Annotated in this window: 17 protein-coding genes, 1 tRNA gene, 2 rRNA genes, 1 other RNA gene and 1 other annotated feature (2 of these 22 only partly in view); of the genes, 6 read left to right on the top strand and 15 right to left on the bottom strand. The window is 45.6% G+C overall.

The features are described from left to right. The 8 genes from NSQ37_RS05470 to tadA all read right to left on the bottom strand — a co-directional run. A 16S ribosomal RNA gene (locus NSQ37_RS05470) occupies positions 1-674 on the bottom strand; it reaches 876 nt to the left of the window's first position. A 248-nt stretch (positions 675-922) separates the two neighbouring features. After that, the gene (locus NSQ37_RS05465) at positions 923-1,186 is read right to left on the bottom strand and encodes a pro-sigmaK processing inhibitor BofA family protein (RefSeq protein WP_003150686.1); all 264 of its coding nucleotides are present in this window, start codon (positions 1,184-1,186) and stop codon (positions 923-925) included. A gap of 60 nt (positions 1,187-1,246) precedes the next feature. After that, positions 1,247-1,471 (bottom strand): YaaL family protein, encoded by a 225-nt coding sequence (locus tag NSQ37_RS05460; protein ID WP_007408755.1) that lies wholly within the window; start codon positions 1,469-1,471, stop codon positions 1,247-1,249. 18 nt (positions 1,472-1,489) lie between these two features. Beyond that, positions 1,490-2,086, bottom strand: a complete 597-nt coding sequence (recR, locus tag NSQ37_RS05455; RefSeq protein ID WP_003150697.1) for a recombination protein RecR — start codon at positions 2,084-2,086, stop codon at positions 1,490-1,492. 14 nt (positions 2,087-2,100) lie between these two features. Further along, entirely contained in the window at positions 2,101-2,424 is a 324-nt protein-coding gene (locus NSQ37_RS05450; protein ID WP_007408754.1) for a YbaB/EbfC family nucleoid-associated protein, read from the bottom strand. A gap of 24 nt (positions 2,425-2,448) precedes the next feature. Beyond that, positions 2,449-4,140, bottom strand: coding sequence for a DNA polymerase III subunit gamma/tau (gene dnaX, locus NSQ37_RS05445; protein WP_011996162.1), 1,692 nt, complete (start codon positions 4,138-4,140; stop codon positions 2,449-2,451). 133 nt (positions 4,141-4,273) lie between these two features. Next, positions 4,274-4,538: signal recognition particle sRNA large type (gene ffs, locus NSQ37_RS05440), an RNA gene on the bottom strand. 84 nt (positions 4,539-4,622) lie between these two features. Further along, a complete protein-coding gene (gene tadA, locus NSQ37_RS05435) occupies positions 4,623-5,105 on the bottom strand; it encodes a tRNA adenosine(34) deaminase TadA (protein WP_007408751.1) in 483 nt (160 codons plus the stop codon). A gap of 82 nt (positions 5,106-5,187) precedes the next feature. Between tadA and NSQ37_RS05430 the strand changes: the two genes are divergently transcribed. The 4 genes from NSQ37_RS05430 (at position 5,188) to dck (ending at position 8,463) form a co-directional block, all read left to right on the top strand. Next, entirely contained in the window at positions 5,188-5,739 is a 552-nt protein-coding gene (locus tag NSQ37_RS05430) for a cysteine hydrolase family protein (protein ID WP_079891072.1), read from the top strand. 71 nt (positions 5,740-5,810) lie between these two features. Next, positions 5,811-7,094 carry a glycoside hydrolase family 18 protein gene (locus NSQ37_RS05425; protein WP_332286725.1) on the top strand — a complete coding sequence of 428 codons (1,284 nt, stop codon included), beginning with the start codon at positions 5,811-5,813 and terminating at the stop codon, positions 7,092-7,094. A 95-nt stretch (positions 7,095-7,189) separates the two neighbouring features. Beyond that, a complete protein-coding gene (gene dgk, locus NSQ37_RS05420) occupies positions 7,190-7,813 on the top strand; it encodes a deoxyguanosine kinase (RefSeq protein WP_007408747.1) in 624 nt (207 codons plus the stop codon). Then, positions 7,810-8,463, top strand: coding sequence for a deoxyadenosine/deoxycytidine kinase (dck, locus tag NSQ37_RS05415; protein ID WP_007408746.1), 654 nt, complete (start codon positions 7,810-7,812; stop codon positions 8,461-8,463). Before dgk ends, dck begins: the two co-directional genes overlap by 4 nt. 130 nt (positions 8,464-8,593) lie before the next feature. On the opposite strand, the gene NSQ37_RS05410 is transcribed toward dck, so the two are convergent. Continuing rightward, positions 8,594-8,686, bottom strand: a tRNA-Ser gene (locus NSQ37_RS05410). A 216-nt stretch (positions 8,687-8,902) separates the two neighbouring features. Here NSQ37_RS05410 and NSQ37_RS05405 point away from each other — a divergent pair. Further along, a complete protein-coding gene (locus NSQ37_RS05405; protein ID WP_015239012.1) occupies positions 8,903-10,048 on the top strand; it encodes a glycerate kinase in 1,146 nt (381 codons plus the stop codon). Positions 10,049-10,058: 10 nt separating this feature from the next. Here the strand turns inward: NSQ37_RS05405 and serS are convergent, their stop codons facing one another. The 5 genes from serS to guaB all read right to left on the bottom strand — a co-directional run bounded on the left by serS (position 10,059) and on the right by guaB (position 16,300). After that, positions 10,059-11,336 carry a serine--tRNA ligase gene (serS, locus tag NSQ37_RS05400; RefSeq protein ID WP_007408744.1) on the bottom strand — a complete coding sequence of 426 codons (1,278 nt, stop codon included), beginning with the start codon at positions 11,334-11,336 and terminating at the stop codon, positions 10,059-10,061. Positions 11,337-11,390: 54 nt separating this feature from the next. Next, positions 11,391-11,603, bottom strand: a binding site (T-box leader). 52 nt (positions 11,604-11,655) lie between these two features. Beyond that, positions 11,656-12,246 carry a pyridoxal 5'-phosphate synthase glutaminase subunit PdxT gene (pdxT, locus tag NSQ37_RS05395; RefSeq protein WP_007615126.1) on the bottom strand — a complete coding sequence of 197 codons (591 nt, stop codon included), beginning with the start codon at positions 12,244-12,246 and terminating at the stop codon, positions 11,656-11,658. A 21-nt stretch (positions 12,247-12,267) separates the two neighbouring features. Continuing rightward, positions 12,268-13,152, bottom strand: a complete 885-nt coding sequence (gene pdxS, locus NSQ37_RS05390) for a pyridoxal 5'-phosphate synthase lyase subunit PdxS (protein WP_003150714.1) — start codon at positions 13,150-13,152, stop codon at positions 12,268-12,270. 197 nt (positions 13,153-13,349) lie between these two features. Then, positions 13,350-14,681: a D-alanyl-D-alanine carboxypeptidase gene (gene dacA / locus NSQ37_RS05385; RefSeq protein WP_015239011.1), complete on the bottom strand. Its 1,332-nt coding sequence runs from the start codon at positions 14,679-14,681 to the stop codon at positions 13,350-13,352. Positions 14,682-14,833: 152 nt separating this feature from the next. Then, positions 14,834-16,300: an IMP dehydrogenase gene (guaB, locus tag NSQ37_RS05380; protein WP_007408741.1), complete on the bottom strand. Its 1,467-nt coding sequence runs from the start codon at positions 16,298-16,300 to the stop codon at positions 14,834-14,836. A gap of 120 nt (positions 16,301-16,420) precedes the next feature. Here guaB and NSQ37_RS05375 point away from each other — a divergent pair, with 120 nt between their 5' ends. Next, on the top strand, positions 16,421-17,371 hold the full coding sequence (locus NSQ37_RS05375; protein WP_069007427.1) for a YaaC family protein: 951 nt from the start codon (positions 16,421-16,423) through the stop codon (positions 17,369-17,371). A 44-nt stretch (positions 17,372-17,415) separates the two neighbouring features. Here NSQ37_RS05375 and rrf read toward each other — a convergent pair. Beyond that, positions 17,416-17,500 (bottom strand): 5S ribosomal RNA (gene rrf, locus NSQ37_RS05370); it runs 31 nt beyond the window's last position.

Here is a 17,500-nt window from a genome sequence, read left to right as displayed (position 1 = left end):
CCTCTTCTGCACTCAAGTTCCCCAGTTTCCAATGACCCTCCCCGGTTGAGCCGGGGGCTTTCACATCAGACTTAAGAAACCGCCTGCGAGCCCTTTACGCCCAATAATTCCGGACAACGCTTGCCACCTACGTATTACCGCGGCTGCTGGCACGTAGTTAGCCGTGGCTTTCTGGTTAGGTACCGTCAAGGTGCCGCCCTATTTGAACGGCACTTGTTCTTCCCTAACAACAGAGCTTTACGATCCGAAAACCTTCATCACTCACGCGGCGTTGCTCCGTCAGACTTTCGTCCATTGCGGAAGATTCCCTACTGCTGCCTCCCGTAGGAGTCTGGGCCGTGTCTCAGTCCCAGTGTGGCCGATCACCCTCTCAGGTCGGCTACGCATCGTCGCCTTGGTGAGCCGTTACCTCACCAACTAGCTAATGCGCCGCGGGTCCATCTGTAAGTGGTAGCCGAAGCCACCTTTTATGTCTGAACCATGCGGTTCAGACAACCATCCGGTATTAGCCCCGGTTTCCCGGAGTTATCCCAGTCTTACAGGCAGGTTACCCACGTGTTACTCACCCGTCCGCCGCTAACATCAGGGAGCAAGCTCCCATCTGTCCGCTCGACTTGCATGTATTAGGCACGCCGCCAGCGTTCGTCCTGAGCCAGGATCAAACTCTCCGATAAAGTAGTTTGACTGACTACGCACATCGTTGTGCGATTTATTTAAAACTTTGAATTAACAGGTACGTTTTGTCTTGTTTAGTTTTCAAAGAACTTTGTCCATCGCTCTTGAAGCGACTTAATTATTGTAACATATCAACTTCAATGTCGTCAACAACTTTTTAAAATTTCTTTTTTAGAATTCGTTTCGTCATCAGCGACGTATATTAGAATACCACCCTTGATCCAACATGTCAACAATAATTGATAAATTAAATGATGAAGCGTTTAATGACTATCAAAGCTGCGATGCCGGGAATCCCCAGAATCCCGCTGATGCCCGTTGTAATCAGGTTAACAGGGATATGAATACCGAGACTGCCTCCGAACAAGTTCACACCCACCAGCAGAATCGCGCCGGCAATAAATTTAATGGCAGTCACACCAATCCATCTTAGCGGTTTTGAAGATACTCCCCATAAAAAAAGCAAAGCAACCAGACCGACAATCAAACCGATAATGAAAAAAGGCTCCATGAATCTTCCCCCTCGCTTGTTTAGTACAAGCTTATGAGAAGATCCCGGAGAATAGACCTCTTACTTCCATCTGCTCATTTTCAAATTCCGCTGCTTCGCTTCTTTCAAATAAAAAAAGTACTTAGATTCAGCGACTTTCAGCTCAAACAACACCTCAGCGGAGGGCTCGAGACTTTTCTCGACCAGACTCTTCTGTCTGTTCCATTCTTCTTTTTGTTTAAAGAGCTGTTCTATCAGCTTCTCATCAAACTCTTTTCTTAATGTATTTCTGCGAAGAAAACCCATGCCTTGCTTTTTCCTCCCTTACAATTCACGTCTTCCTTCAAGAGCTTTTGAAAGAGTGACCTCATCAGCATATTCCAAATCACCGCCGACGGGCAGACCGTGGGCAATACGGGAGAGCTTGATGCCTGAGGGCTTTAACAGCCTTGATATATACATCGCTGTTGCTTCCCCTTCAATATTAGGGTTGGTTGCGAGAATAACTTCTGTCACTTGATCATCCTGAAGACGTTTCAGCAGCTCCGGAATCTTAATATCCTCCGGGCCGATGCCGTCCATTGGTGAAATCGCGCCGTGAAGAACATGGTACTGGCCGTTATATTCCTTCATTTTCTCCATTGCGATCACATCCTTAGGGTCCTGCACGACACAAATAACAGACTTATCCCTTCTTGTGTCCTCACATATATAACAAGGGTCTTGATCTGTTATATGTCCGCAAATCGAGCAATATGTCAGATTCCGCTTCGCATTGACAAGCGCCTTAGCAAAATCCAATACTGTGTCTTCTTTCATACCTAGAACAAAAAAAGCCAGACGAACCGCTGTTTTCGGTCCGATCCCTGGCAATTTCATAAAGCTGTCAATCAGCTTTGATATTGGTTCAGGATACTGCATGTTTATTTATCCCCCTAGAATAAACCCGGTATGTTCATTCCTTTTGTAAATTGTCCCATTGTCTCATTCGTCATGTCATCCACTTTTTTGAGGGCGTCGTTTGTCGCAGCAAGAACCAGGTCCTGAAGCATTTCGATATCTTCCGGATCAACGACTTCTTCTTTAATGGCAATGTCTACAACTTCTTTTTGGCCGTTGACTTTTACAGTCACCATACCGCCGCCTGCTGTGCCTTCAAGCACTTTTTCAGCAAGCTCCTCCTGAGCCTTCGCCATATCCTTTTGCATTTTTTGCATTTGTTTCATCATTTTTTGCATGTTTCCCATTCCGCCACGCATATTCAATCACTCTCTTTCATCTTATTAGTCTTTTATTTCGATTAAATCCGCTCCGACAAGTTTTTTCGCCTCTGCAATCAGCGGATCTTCTTCAGCCGGTTCGTTTGATCCTTCACTTTCCTGCTGGTGATCATTTAAAAATTCTTCTCTTATTTTACCCCATTGTGCTTCCGGAACGCCAATCAAATCCATTCTTTTCCCGAGCATTGATTCGAGAATCTGTTCAAGATTCGTACGGACTCCGTTATTGTCTTCTGCAACCATTTTACAATGGATTTCGTATTTAAATTTAAGCACAAATGCCTTTTGAGCAGCAGCCACCGGTTCACTGTCATTCAAAAGAGCCGCATGAGACACCTTATTCTGCTGTTTCAGGTGTGCCAGAAGCTTGCCCCAGCTGCTTTTAAGCTGTTCAAGTTCAGGTCTTGTAGCTTCCTTCAATATCTCATGAATTCTTCCGACCGGAGCTTTGTAATGGCTTTTTCCGCCTTTTTGAGGACGCGGAGCTTCTTTCGGAGCGCTTTCCATCTGAACCTTCACACCGGAGGTTTTCAGCCTTTCTACTTCCTGCTCAAGCTGCTGAATCTTATTCATCAGCATGCCGACCTCAGGGATGTCTCCGGCGGATTGCTGTGCCGTCTGGCATATTTTCACGACAGCCACTTCAAAAAAGATTCTTGGGTGGTTCGTCCACTTCATTTCCTGATGGCTTTTATTCAGGATATCAATCATCTCATATAAAGCGGGGGCCGGTATGTCACCGCTCAGATTCCGAAACGTTTCATCGACCTTCACCTTCTCCAGGACTCCTTCTAAACCGGGAGCGGCCTGGTACAAGAGCATATCCCTAAAATAGAAAATCATATCTTCAATCAGTTTGGCCGCATCTTTCCCTTGCTGGAGCAATTCATTCAGTGTCTCCAATGCCTCGGAAACCTGTTTGCGGTGAAGAGCAGATGCCAGTTTCCCAATATAGTGCTGAGAAACGGCTCCGGTAATGAGCAATGCGTCATCCACCGACAGCTCCTCGCCGCTGAATGATACGGCTTGATCGAGCAGGCTCAGCGCGTCCCTCATTCCTCCGTCCGCAGCACTCGCTATGATATCAAGGGCTCCTTCTTCCACCTTCAGCTGCTCTGCATCGACGATTGTCTTCATTCGTCCGACAATTGCTTTGGATGTAATCCGTTTGAAGTCAAAACGCTGACATCTGGAGATAATGGTTAAAGGAATCTTATGAGGCTCAGTCGTAGCTAATATGAAAATGCAATGTGCCGGCGGTTCTTCCAGCGTTTTCAGAAGCGCATTGAATGCGCCGATAGAGAGCATATGCACCTCATCTATAATATATACTTTGTAGGTGACGGCCGACGGGGCGAATTTTACTTTGTCACGGATGTCGCGGATTTCGTCTACGCCGTTATTCGACGCCGCATCTATTTCAATCACATCTGATATAGAGCCGTTTGTGATCCCCTTGCACGCCGCACATTCATTGCACGGTTCTTCTACGGGGGCGTGCTCACAGTTGACTGCTTTCGCAAATATTTTAGCTGCACTGGTTTTTCCCGTTCCCCGCGGTCCAGAAAACAGATATGCATGAGAAAATTTCTTTTGCAAAAGGGCATTTTGCAGCGTTTTCGTAATGTGTTCCTGTCCGACCACATCTTCAAACTGCTGAGGCCTAAATACTCGATATAAAGCTTGGTAACCCACAGGATGCGCCCTCCTCTGTTATTCATCATGTTTATTATACATGAACGTGCTTTTAACGCCAAAACCCGTTTTTCATATACGAAAAAACTCACCTGCCATAAACAGGTGAGTCTGAAATTTGATGATTGATTTACCGTGCACCTTCTGTCGATTCGCTACCCTAAGCGTTACTTAAGCAGTTAGCTCAGCCCAGGCAACCCTGCGGCACATGAGAGGTTTCACTTAATGCTGCTTCCTTCCGGACCTGACATGGTTCATGAATTCCCATTGCGCAGGACCCAGACGTCAACGCCACTTACTTAAGGCAGACCTTACAGTAAACGAACCTCGAGAAGGGATTCGGCCCCGCTAGAGCGGATTGCGGGTACAGGGCACCGCTACCTCCCCGCTTAGCACGGCAAAATAAATATCAAATTTTTATATGCGCACCATTCATGATGCACACATAAGTATATCTGCTTCAGGCAGAAAATGCAACCGTACTACTCAGACAACTTTTTCCTCATGTCTTTCTTTTGCCGGCGCAGCTTTCTGAAAAAAGCGCTGAGCATTTCTCCGCACTCTTCTCCGAGCACGCCGCTCACCACTTCCGCTTGGTGGTTGAACCGCTCTTCCTGCAAGAGGTTCATCAGCGTTCCTGTACAGCCCCCCTTGGGATCAAATGCGCCGAATACGACCTTATCGACTCTCGAAAGCACGACGGCTCCCGCGCACATCGGACACGGCTCCAAAGTGACATAAAGAACGGCATCCTCAAGTCTCCATGTCCCCAGCCTACGGCACGCTTCGTCTATCGCCAGCATTTCGGCGTGGGCAAGCGACCTCTGTTCAGTCTCCCGCAGATTATGCGCCCGCGCCACGATCTCATCGTGCAGAACAAGAACTGCTCCGATCGGCACTTCACCTTTCGCTTCGGCTTTCTTCGCTTCTTTTATGGCTTCTCTCATATAATATTCATCATTCATAGGTTCGAGCTCTCTTCTTAAGTTTTTTCATGTCTCATAAAGGTTAAAATAGGAATACCCCAGCAGAAAGGAGTTGCCGGTATTGTCTGAACCTAACAACACAGCCCTTCTGATTGTCGATATGATTAACAATTTTCAATTTGATATGGGCGAACGTCTTGCTGAAAAAACCAAACAAATTGTCCCCCGTATTTTATCATTAAAGAAGCATGCAAAACAAAGCAACTGGCCGATTATTTATATTAATGATCATTACGGGCTCTGGAAGGCTGATATTGATGCCATCAGGGAGGAATGCAGCAACGACAGAAGCGCCCCCATTATAAAAGATATTTCGCCTCAGCCGGATGATTATTTTCTCATTAAACCGAAGCATTCCGCTTTTTACGAAACGGCGCTTCACACCCTTCTGACCGAATTACAAGTGAACCGATTAATCATCACGGGGATTGCCGGGAACATTTGTGTGCTGTTCACGGCCAACGACGCCTATATGAGAGAATACAGCATTGCCATTCCGAAAGACTGCACCGCTTCCAATAACGACGAAGACAATGATTTCGCTTTGACCATGATGGAGAATGTTCTCTTCGCAGAAATAACCACGGAAAAACAAATTACCGCCGAAAAATAAACATGATCAGCCTCCTTTTTTCATATATTTGATAGCGGATATGAAAGGAGGCGTTTTTCATTCAGATCTATATAGTGAAACGGGGCGACACGCTTTCCGCTATTGCGGCGCGCTACCGGACTGCCGCAAATGTCATTGCGGAAGCAAATAAACTGCCTAATCCAAATACATTGGTTGTCGGACAAACCCTTGTCATCCCGATTGAGGGTCAATATTACGAAGTGAAACAAGGTGATACTCTCGCTGCAATCGCCGGCCGTTTTCATATATCGGCCGCGGAGCTTGCGAGGGTGAACGGAATTCAGCCCGGCACCACATTGAGAGCCGGAACCCGCCTTTACATTCCGCAGCAGGCGAATAAGCCCGATATCGAATCAAATGCATATATAGAACCGCGGGGAACGAGCGTAAGCGCTAATCTCCAGCAGGCGGCAAGGGAGGCCTCTCCTTATTTAACATACCTCGGCGCATTCAGTTTTCAAGTGCAGCGGAACGGGACTTTAAAGGAACCGCCTCTGACCAATTTAAAAAGCATCAGTGACAGGCACAACACCACACTGATGATGATCATCACCAACCTTGAAAATGACGCATTCAGCGATGAACTCGGGCGGCTCATCTTGAATGACAATACAGTGAAAACAAAACTCTTTCAGGAAATCGTCTCCACGGCTAAAAAGTACGGCTTTCGCGATATTCACTTTGATTTCGAATATTTACGTCCACAGGACAGAGAAGCCTACAATCGTTTTTTACGTGAAGCGAGGACGATTTTTCATCGGGAAGGCTGGAAGATTTCAACGGCGCTTGCTCCGAAAACGAGCGCGACTCAGGCCGGCAAATGGTACGAAGCACATGACTATAGGGCACATGGAGAAATCGTCGATTTTGTCGTGATCATGACATATGAGTGGGGGTACAGCGGAGGCCCGGCTCAGGCCGTATCACCTATCGGCCCTGTAAGAAATGTCATTGAGTACGCGCTGACGGAAATGCCTTCTTCAAAAATCGTCATGGGCCAGAATATGTACGGCTATGATTGGACACTGCCTTTCAAACAGGGAACGACAGCGAAAGCCGTCAGTCCTCAGCAGGCAATCGCTCTGGCAGCACGCCATAAAGTCGACATTCAATATGACGAAACCACCCAGGCTCCATTCTTCCGATACACGGATGAAAATCAGAGACGGCATGAAGTATGGTTTGAAGACGCACGATCCATTCAAGCGAAATTCAATTTAATTAAAGAACTTCATTTAAGAGGAATCAGCTATTGGAAACTCGGCCTTTCTTTCCCGCAAAACTGGCTTTTGCTCAACGATCAATTTCATATTGTAAAAGAGACGTTTCGTTAATTGGAAGCGTCTTTTTTCATGGGCTTTTCTGAGAGTGTGATACAATATAAAGGCCGGCAGCTGACGGATGTTTGCAGAATTAAGGAGGATTTTCAATGAACAGAGCCCCTTTTATCGCGGTAGAAGGTCCTATCGGGGCAGGAAAAACGACACTCGCTACGATGCTTTCTGAAGAGCTCGGTTTTCCTATGATTAATGAGATTGTGGAAGACAACCCTTATCTCGATAAGTTTTATGACAATATCGAGGAGTGGAGTTTCCAGCTTGAAATGTTTTTTCTATGTCACAGGTATAAACAGCTTGAAGACACCGATCGAGATTATTTAAAACAAGGACAGCCCGTTTTGTCCGATTATCATATTTATAAAAATGTTATTTTCGCAGAGCGTACATTGCACGGCCAAAAGCTTGAGAAATATAAGCAGATTTATCATCTGCTCACTCACGACCTGCCGAAACCGAACATCATTGTATACATAAAGGCAAGCCTGCCGACATTGCTTCAACGCATTGAAAAACGCGGGCGCCCGTTTGAGAAAAATATCGAGCATCAATATCTGGAACGTCTCATTGCAGATTACGACACAGCCATCAGACAGCTTCAGGAAGAAGATCCGGATATATCTGTACTGACCATTGACGGTGATACTGAAGACTTTGTTTTGAATAAGACAGACTATGAAAGAATTGCCCGTCAGGTAAAGGAGCTTATTAAATGAAAGACATTCATATTCCAAACAACGCCATTATCACAGTAGCGGGAACGGTAGGAGTCGGAAAATCGACTTTGACCAAAGCTTTAGCAAAACGGCTCGGGTTTCATACCTCACTTGAGGAAGTGGATGAAAACCCTTATTTAGAGAAGTTTTATCACGATTTTGAACGCTGGAGCTTCCATTTGCAAATTTATTTTCTGGCTGAGCGGTTCAAAGAGCAGAAAAACATGTTTGAATCAGGCGGCGGATTCGTGCAGGACCGTTCGATTTATGAAGATACAGGCATATTCGCAAAAATGCATGCCGATAAAGGAACCATGTCGCTGACAGATTACACAACATACACAAGTCTATTTGAGGCGATGGTCATGACGCCGTACTTCCCGCATCCTGATGTTTTGATCTATTTAGAAGGCGACCTTGAAAACATTATAAACCGGATTGAAAAGCGAGGCCGCGAGATGGAGCTGCAGACAAACCGCTCCTATTGGGAAGAGATGTATACACGGTACGAAGACTGGATCAGCGGTTTTAACGCCTGCCCTGTGCTAAAAGTGCGCATTGAAGATTATGACCTTGAAGCTGATGAACAGTCACTGGAACCTTTGATCGAAAAAATCAGCCGCGTGATCAACGAAAACAGAAATAAATAAAAATAGCAAAGCGATTTTCCCCGAACAGAGAAAATCGCTTTTTTTGCATATAAAAAATCCGCTGCATCACATGCAGCGGACAAAACAATCTCCAATATATGCTCGAGTTTCATTAGGTTTAAAATCAATATGGCGGAGGAAGAGGGATTCGAACCCCCGCGGGCTTTGACACCCCTGTCGGTTTTCAAGACCGATCCCTTCAGCCAGACTTGGGTATTCCTCCGTATCGACATTTAATAATATACCACATGACCTAAATTTCAGTCAAGCGCTTTTTCATATTTTTTATTTCATTTCTTAAACAGCTTGTCCGTCAGCTTTACTATCATACAAAAGTCTTGCGTCCAATTCAACCTCAGTATGCCATACGGGCAGGAAAACACAGTAAAAATCAAGAATAGATTCAAACAGATACCTGCTCATAAAGGTGGAGAACATAATGAAAATCATCATTGCACCGGATTCTTTCAAAGAAAGCATGACATCAAAAGAAGCCGCTGACAGCATAGAAAAAGGATTCAAAGCGGTCTTCCCTGACGCGGAATATTTCAAGATACCTGCGGCCGACGGCGGAGAAGGAACCGTTCAGGCTTTGACGGATGCCACTGGCGGAAGCATCATCAAAAAAACTGTGACCGGTCCGCTGGGAACGCCGGTAAACGCCGCATATGGACTTCTGGGAGACGGACGCACGGCAGTCATTGAAATGGCGGAAGCATCGGGACTTCATCTCGTTCCCCGCCATCTCAGAGATCCGTTGAACACAACGACAAGAGGAACGGGTGAACTGATAGCAGATGCAGCTTCCCGCGGGGCGGGTGAGATCATCATCGGGCTTGGCGGGAGCGCAACCAATGACGGCGGAACAGGAATGGCGAGCGCGCTCGGTGTGCGTTTCTTAAATGAGGAAGGTCAGGAGATACCTGACGGCGGAGGCGCTCTGCACACCCTAGCTTCTATTGATATAAGCGGTCTCTCTCCTGATCTGAAACATATCCGTATCCGTGCCGCATGTGATGTCGAAAATTCTCTGACCGGTGAAAACGGCGCTTCATATGTCTTCGGCCCGCAAAAAGGGGCATCCGAGAAGACTAAAGTTGTATTGGATCGCAACTTACGCCATTTCGCTGACGTATTGAGACGTCAGCACAATATCGAAGCGGATACCGTAAAAGGCGCGGGCGCCGCAGGGGGACTCGGCGCCGGACTGATCGCTTTCTTACAGGCAGAACTTCAAAGCGGGATTGACGTTGTATTAGATACACTGTCCTTCTCAGATCAGATAAGAGGCGCTGACCTTGTCATTACCGGAGAGGGGCAGATAGACGGACAAACGCTATTCGGCAAAACCCCCGCCGGGATCGCCGCACGCGCATCTGCTCAAGAAATTCCCGTTATCGCATTGGCGGGCTCCTTAGGCAAAAATTTCGAGCATGTTTACAGCGCAGGAATAACGGCTGTGTTTTCTATCGTGCCCGGCGCTGTAAGTCTTGAAGACGCCTTAGCATCCGGCCGTTTTAACCTTGAAAGCACTGCCCGGAATGCCGCCGCTCTATACCGGGCAGCAAAAAAGGCGCGCCTCTAGGGCGCACCTTTTACGGTTTGATGACTTCTTTATTTCCCATATAAGGACGAAGCACTTTCGGAATGATGACACTTCCGTCTTCCTGCTGATAGTTTTCTAAGATGGCAGCTACTGTTCTGCCGACTGCAAGACCTGAACCGTTTAATGTATGCACATGCTCCGGCTTGCCTTTCGCTTCGCGTCTGAATCGAATGTTTGCGCGTCTCGCCTGGAAGGCCTCAAAGTTACTGCAAGAAGAAATTTCACGGTATGTGTCTTGGCTTGGAATCCATACCTCAATATCGTACTTTTTCGCGGCTGTAAAGCCGAGATCACCGGTACACATGCTCATGACACGATACGGCAGTTCGAGCAGCTGAAGCACCCGCTCAGCTTGATTCGTCAGTTTTTCAAGCTCCTCATAAGAATCTTCCGGCTTCACGAATTTCACAAGCTCAACCTTGTTGAACTGATGCTGGCGGATCAAACCGCGTGTATCACGGCCGGCAGATCCCGCTTCTGAACGGAAGCAAGCGCTGAATGCGGCATAATTGATCGGCAGGTTCTCACCGGATAAGATTTCATCGCGGTGCATATTTGTAATCGGCACTTCCGCCGTCGGAATTAAGAAATAATCCTCTTCTCTGATTTTAAAAGCATCCTCTTCAAATTTAGGAAGCTGTCCCGTACCTGTCATGCTCGTACGGTTTACCATATAAGGAGGAATGACTTCCGTGTAATCATATTCATCAACGTGAAGATCCAGCATAAAGTTGTAGAGCGCGCGTTCGAGGCGGGCGCCTAATCCTTTATAAAACACAAACCGGCTGCCTGTTACTTTTGAAGCGCGTTCGAAATCAAGAATGTTTAAATGGTCTGCGATATCCCAATGCGGTTTCGGCTCATATGAAAATGCCGGCGCCTCTCCCCACTTGCGAATTTCAATGTTATCATCTTCCGTTTCCCCGACGGGCACTGAATCGTGCGGGATGTTCGGAATAGACAGAAGGATGGTTTCGAGCGTCGTTTCGACAGTACGAAGCTCTTCATCAAGCTTCTTAATTTCTTCGCCCACTTCGCGCATCTCTTTAATAATATGATCAGCGTCTTTTTTCTCCCGTTTCAAAACGGCGACCTGCTGAGATACTTCATTGCGTTTTCCCTTCAGTTCTTCTACTTTACCGATAAGCTCTCTTCTCTTTTCGTCCAGCTCTTCAAACTTGTCAAAGTCAGATAAGTCTTCGCCTTTTGGAATGAGCTTCGCTTTTACCTCTTGAAAATTGGCTCTCAGCACCTTCGTATCAATCATGCCTAACAACTCCTATCTGTTTTTATCGAAAATAAAAAAGAGCCCTCATCCCCTAAAAGGGACGAGAGCTCTCGCGTTGCCACCCTGATTGAAAACAAGCTCACACTTGCTTCCCGCTTTAACACATAACGGTTTTCCCGTAAATGCCTACTAGTTTTCAGCATTTCGCTCAAGGACGGATTCGGACAGCATCTTTCACCGATTCGCACCACCCATCGGCTCTCTTTGAAAGAGAGGCTCCCTACTGCTTCCTGTCAACGCTTTTCGATCTTTATTTGTGTTTATAATGTACTATAAGTATCAGCGGTTTTCAACTGTTTTATACAGCTGTTTCCTGCTTATGCTTTTCCGCCATCTTCACAAACAGCTCTGTCACCCGGTGATCATCCGTCAGTTCAGGATGGAACGAGCAGCCGAGGAAATTCCCCTGCTTTGCAGCCACGATGCGTCCGTTATGCTCACAAAGCACTTCAACATCTTCTCCGGCTTCTAAAATATGCGGTGCGCGAATAAATACACCCGTAAACGGCTCATCAAGGCCTTTAATCGTCAGATCAGCTTCAAAGCTGTCAACCTGACGGCCAAAGGAATTACGCTCGACGACAACGTTCAACAGCCCTAGATGAGCGTTATCCGTTCCCGCTATCTCTTTGGCTAAAATAATCAGACCGGCGCATGTGCCGAACATCGGCTTGCCTTGGGCGGCAAACTCGCGAAGCGGCTCCATAAAATGATACGTATCCATTAAACGCCGCATCGTCGTGCTTTCCCCGCCCGGCAGGATTAAACCGTCGATGTCATTCAGCTGTTCAGGACGCTTAATGACGACACCTTTTGAACCACATGCTTCAATTGAACGAATATGTTCTCTTACTGCTCCTTGAAGTCCAAGTACACCAATTGTTAACATGCTTCCAGCTCTCCTATGGTTTTACCAGCCGCGTTCTTGCATACGCTGTTCCGGCAATAGATTTGAGATTTCGATGCCTTTCATTGCTGTGCCTAATTCTTTAGAAAGCTCAGCGATCAGTTTGTAGTCTGTGTAATGAGTCGTTGCTTCAACAATTGCTTTGGCAAATTTAGCAGGGTTGTCTGATTTGAAAATACCTGAACCGACAAATACGCCGTCAGCGCCAAGCTGCATCATCAATGCCGCGTCAGCAGGCGTCGCTACTCCGCCGGCAGCAAAGTTCACTACAGGCAGTTTGCCGTCACGCTTGATTTGAAGAAGCAGTTCATAAGGAGCGCCGAGGTTTTTAGCTTCAGTCATCAGCTCATCATCGCTCATCGCAACAACTTTGCGCACTTGCGCGTTTACTTTTCTCATATGGCGGACAGCTTCCACAATGTTTCCTGTTCCCGGTTCGCCTTTTGTACGAAGCATGGAAGCTCCTTCGGCGATACGGCGCGTTGCTTCGCCGAGATCACGGCAGCCGCATACGAACGGGACTGTATATTCGTTTTTATTTAAATGAAATTCTTCGTCAGCCGGAGTCAGAACTTCACTTTCATCGATGTAATCTACTCCCATTGCTTCAAGGACACGCGCTTCAACGATATGTCCGATACGCGCTTTTGCCATTACGGGAATGGATACAGCATTCATTACTTCTTCAACGATTGTCGGATCAGCCATGCGGGCAACACCGCCGGCAGCGCGAATATCAGCCGGAACGCGTTCTAACGCCATTACGGCAACAGCTCCCGCCTCTTCCGCAATCTTCGCTTGTTCAGCATTTACAACGTCCATGATGACGCCGCCTTTTTGCATTTCTGCCATGCCGCGTTTTACACGATCAGTACCTGTTTGAGCCATTATTTGGTCCCCCTAGTCAATGTATAGTTAGATAATTTCTATCTCTTATTGTATCCCAGAAATACAATATTTCATATGGGTATTCTTATTTTACAGCGAGATGAATAAGATAGATATCATTTTTTTACTAATAATTTGGTTTTTTCAGTATATTAAGCAAAAGAGCCCTAACTTTCATCAGAGCTCTTTCTTATTTCTTAAAACCAGCCTGTTACCGTGTCAACGGCGCTGTTCCAGATACCGGAGAAGAATCCGCCGATGCCGCGCATCATCTGAACAAACCAGTTTGCTTTATCTACATCATTTTTCGTTACAAGATTCACGCTGAACTCTTTGGATTTGAGGAAGCCATAGTCTTTGTCACTGCCTTTGTATGTAACTGTCAGCGTTCCGACTTTCGTTCCCTTTTTCACAGGAGCCGTGATTTCTTTTTTATCTAAAGTCACTTCGGCTTTATAGTTCTTTTCATCCCCGCTTTTCACAGGAATAGAAAGCGCCTTGTCAGTAACAATATCGACTTGCTTGTCTTTCCCTTTTTCAACGTCAATCGTTTTGTGCCCTTTTACTTGAGAGCCTTCAGGGTAAAGATCTTTCATTGAGAAATTGCTGTTAAATGCGTAATCGAGCATTTTTTTCGTTTCATCAAAACGTCCGGTATGCAGGTTGCCTTTTGCGTCTAATACAACAGTGATGACCCGCATTCCGTTCCGCTGTGCTGTGCTTGTAAAACAAGATCCCGCAGAATCAGTAGAACCCGTTTTTAAGCCGTCAACGCCAGGGTATTCAGAAACAAGACCTTTTAACATGAAGTTCCAGTTCGGCATGTCCATTTCATCATCAGTGCCGGCTCTGAATTTCGTCTTAGCGATGCTTGTTGTTTTGAGAACTTCCGGATAATCAGTGATCAGGCGGTCTGCAAGAAGCGCCATGTCTTTAGCAGAAACTTCACTTTCTTCTTTAACGCCTTCTCCTTGCGGCTGCTTGCCGTGAAGGTCTTCATTCACAAGCCCTGTGGCATTTTTAAAGTCATAGTTTGTCATGCCTAATTCTTTGGCTTTCGCATTCATTTCAGCGACAAATTTCGTTTCAGTTCCGGCAAGAATTTCGGCAACTGCAATCGCGGCTCCGTTAGCAGAGTAAATCGCCATAGCCTGATACAGTTCTTTAACCGTGTATTTGCCGTCTTTTCGAAGGGGGACGTTTGATAAACTGTTGTCTTGAGAAATTTCATAGACATAATCATCAGGAGTATACGTTTGATCCCATTTCACTTTTCCTTCTTTAATGGCTTCCAGAAGCAGATATTCAGTCATCATTTTTGTCATGCTGGCAATCGGCAGTCTTTTGTCTGCATTTTTACTGTATAAAATTTTTCCCGATGAAGCCTCAATCATTATCGCAGCTGATGCGTTGACATCAATCGGGTCATTGCCGGCTGCCTCCGCTTTAGACATTGGAACAAAGCAAGTTGCGGCCAGTGCCAGTACCACTAATGACACCAACAGCTGTTTCCATTTCGTGATGTTCAATCTTACGACCTCCGTCATTCATTTTAAATCTATAATTAAGCCGTTAAGGACATATTCAAATTCAAAACACAACAGTATAAATTTTATCACACTCGATATAAAAAAAATAGACAGAGTCAGCGACCCTGTCAAATGTTTTTTATTTGTAACAATTATGAGATTGTATAGTTTGGTGATTCTTTCGTAATTTGGACATCATGCGGATGACTTTCGCGAAGTCCGGCACCTGTCATACGGATGAATTGAGCCTCTTCTCTTAAAGCGCGCAAGTCTTTTGAACCGCAATATCCCATACCTGAACGAAGACCGCCGACAAGCTGATACACTGTTTCTTCTACAGGACCTTTGTACGGAGTCCGTCCTTCGATACCTTCAGGGACGAATTTCTTATTTTCTTCTTGGAAATATCGGTCTTTACTGCCTTTTTCCATGGCAGCGACAGAACCCATACCGCGATACACTTTAAATCTTCTGCCTTGATAGATTTCAGTCTCTCCCGGGCTTTCTGAAGTACCGGCAAGCAGGCTTCCGAGCATTACGGCATGTCCGCCTGAAGCCAACGCTTTCGTAATATCTCCGGAGAATTTAATACCGCCGTCTGCGATAATTGTCGCGCCGTGTTTTCTCGCTTCAGTGGCACAATCATAAATGGCAGTGATCTGCGGTACGCCTACACCTGCAACGACACGTGTCGTACAGATAGAACCAGGTCCGATTCCCACTTTGACAATATTTGCTCCGGCTTCAATCAGAGCTTTTGTCGCTTCAGCCGTTGCAACATTTCCTGCGATAATGTTCAGTTCAGGATATGTTTCACGGATTTTCGCAACTGTGTTCAGTACGCCTCTGGAATGTCCGTGAGCCGTATCAACCACGATAACGTCGACATTCGCTTCAACAAGCTTGCTGACGCGTGTCATTGTATCGCCTGTCACGCCTACCGCAGCGCCGACAATAAGGCGTCCGTGTTCATCTTTAGATGAATTCGGGAATTCGATAACCTTTTCAATATCTTTGATCGTAATAAGACCCTTTAATTTGTTTTGGTCATCCACTAACGGGAGTTTTTCAATTTTATGTTTCTGTAAGATTTTTTCTGCTTCGTCTAATGTGGTTCCCACAGAAGCCGTAACCAGCTCTTCTTTTGTCATGACATCACTGATTTTCATTGAATAATCAGAGATAAAGCGAAGATCACGGTTTGTAATGATACCGACAAGCTTTTGATCGTCTTTATTATCTACGATCGGAACACCGGAAATTCTGTATTTCCCCATCAAATGCTCCGCATCGAATACTTGATGATCAGGTGTTAAAAAGAAGGGATTTGTAATAACGCCCCGTTCAGAACGTTTGACTTTGTCAACATGTTCAGCCTGCTGTTCGATGGACATGTTTTTATGGATAATGCCCAAGCCGCCCTGTCTGGCCATCGCAATCGCCATAGCTGATTCTGTTACTGTATCCATTCCCGCACTGATGACAGGAATATTAAGCTTTAACGTCTTTGTCAGTTCAACAGATAAATCCACATCACGCGGAAGTACGTCTGATTGAGCCGGTACGAGCAGTACATCATCGAACGTTAAGCCTTCTTTTGAAAATTTACTTTCCCACATTAGTAAATCCCCCTCTTTTCGGCAAAATATTATATGTAGATTATCAACTAGAAAACAGCATGTCAAGGAAGCGAAAAAGAGTTGAAATATTTAGATAAAGGAAAGGGTTTAAAAATACATATGAGAGATCATGAGTGGAAAGAGTTATCATTATTTTATTCCGTAGAATCTTCCCAGAAATTTCTAAATAAAATCTATACAGAAAGCGGCATGGAAGAACCAAAACGATATGCGTTTAAGAACAGTGAGCGCTTCATATTCTTTATCAAACACGCCGAGTCCTTTTATAAGCAGGCATCTCTTTCCCCTTTAGAAATTAAGCCTATTCTGTTGTTTTATGGGATGTCACAATTGCTGAAAGCCTGTCTTCTGACCACAGATCCAAGCTATCCAAGCCATGCCTCAGTACTCGCGCATGGCGTGACTGCCCGGAAACGCAAAAAGCAAAATTACTCCTTTAGGGATGATGAAGTGAAGGTGCAGCGCAATGGCTTATGTATTCATGTAATGAAGCACTTATTCGGGATAGCTGGTCTTGAGGAAGAACGGTACACAATGAAGAAATTGCTGACAGCCATACCTGAATTGCATACTGTCTTTTACTTCCAAGAGAAAAAGAATTGGCTGACCCGAGTAGAGCTCAAAGATGACCTTATTTCAGTGCCTGAGCATGCGGTGATTCATTACAATATGTCTGATTCCCGCTTTGCTGAATATATCAGCCATCATTTGAAGTGGTCTTTTCTGAGGAAAGACCATAACCACTTGGTTTTTGAGGCTGACCCGATAGACAGAGAACCTTGGTCTTCGCCAAATTTATTGTTTCACTTAGAGAAAAATCAATATTACATTCCCTCTCAGCGTGATCACTTCCTCCATCTTCCGGAAATGATTATTCATTATTTGGTCCTCTACAATATCGGGATGATTGCGAGATATGAAACGGAGTGGTGGTATGAACTGCTGACACAGCATGTCAGTGATGATTATGTGATGATCCGCCGGTTCTTAGAGGTCACGGAACGAAAATTTCCGTATTACGTTTCTAATTTCCTGAAGCAATACTTATAAACAAAAAAGGCAGCTCATGATGAGCTGCCTTTACCGTAATGATAGCTTGGCGGCGTCCTACTCTCACAGGGGGAAACCCCCGACTACCATCGGCGCTGAAGAGCTTAACTTCCGTGTTCGGCATGGGAA

The sequence above is a fragment of the Bacillus sp. FSL P4-0334 genome, assembly GCF_038004825.1.
Lineage (GTDB): Bacteria > Bacillota > Bacilli > Bacillales > Bacillaceae > Bacillus > Bacillus velezensis.
The sequence above is the reverse complement of the archived record's forward strand: the minus strand, read 5'-3'. Positions and strand labels throughout refer to the sequence as shown.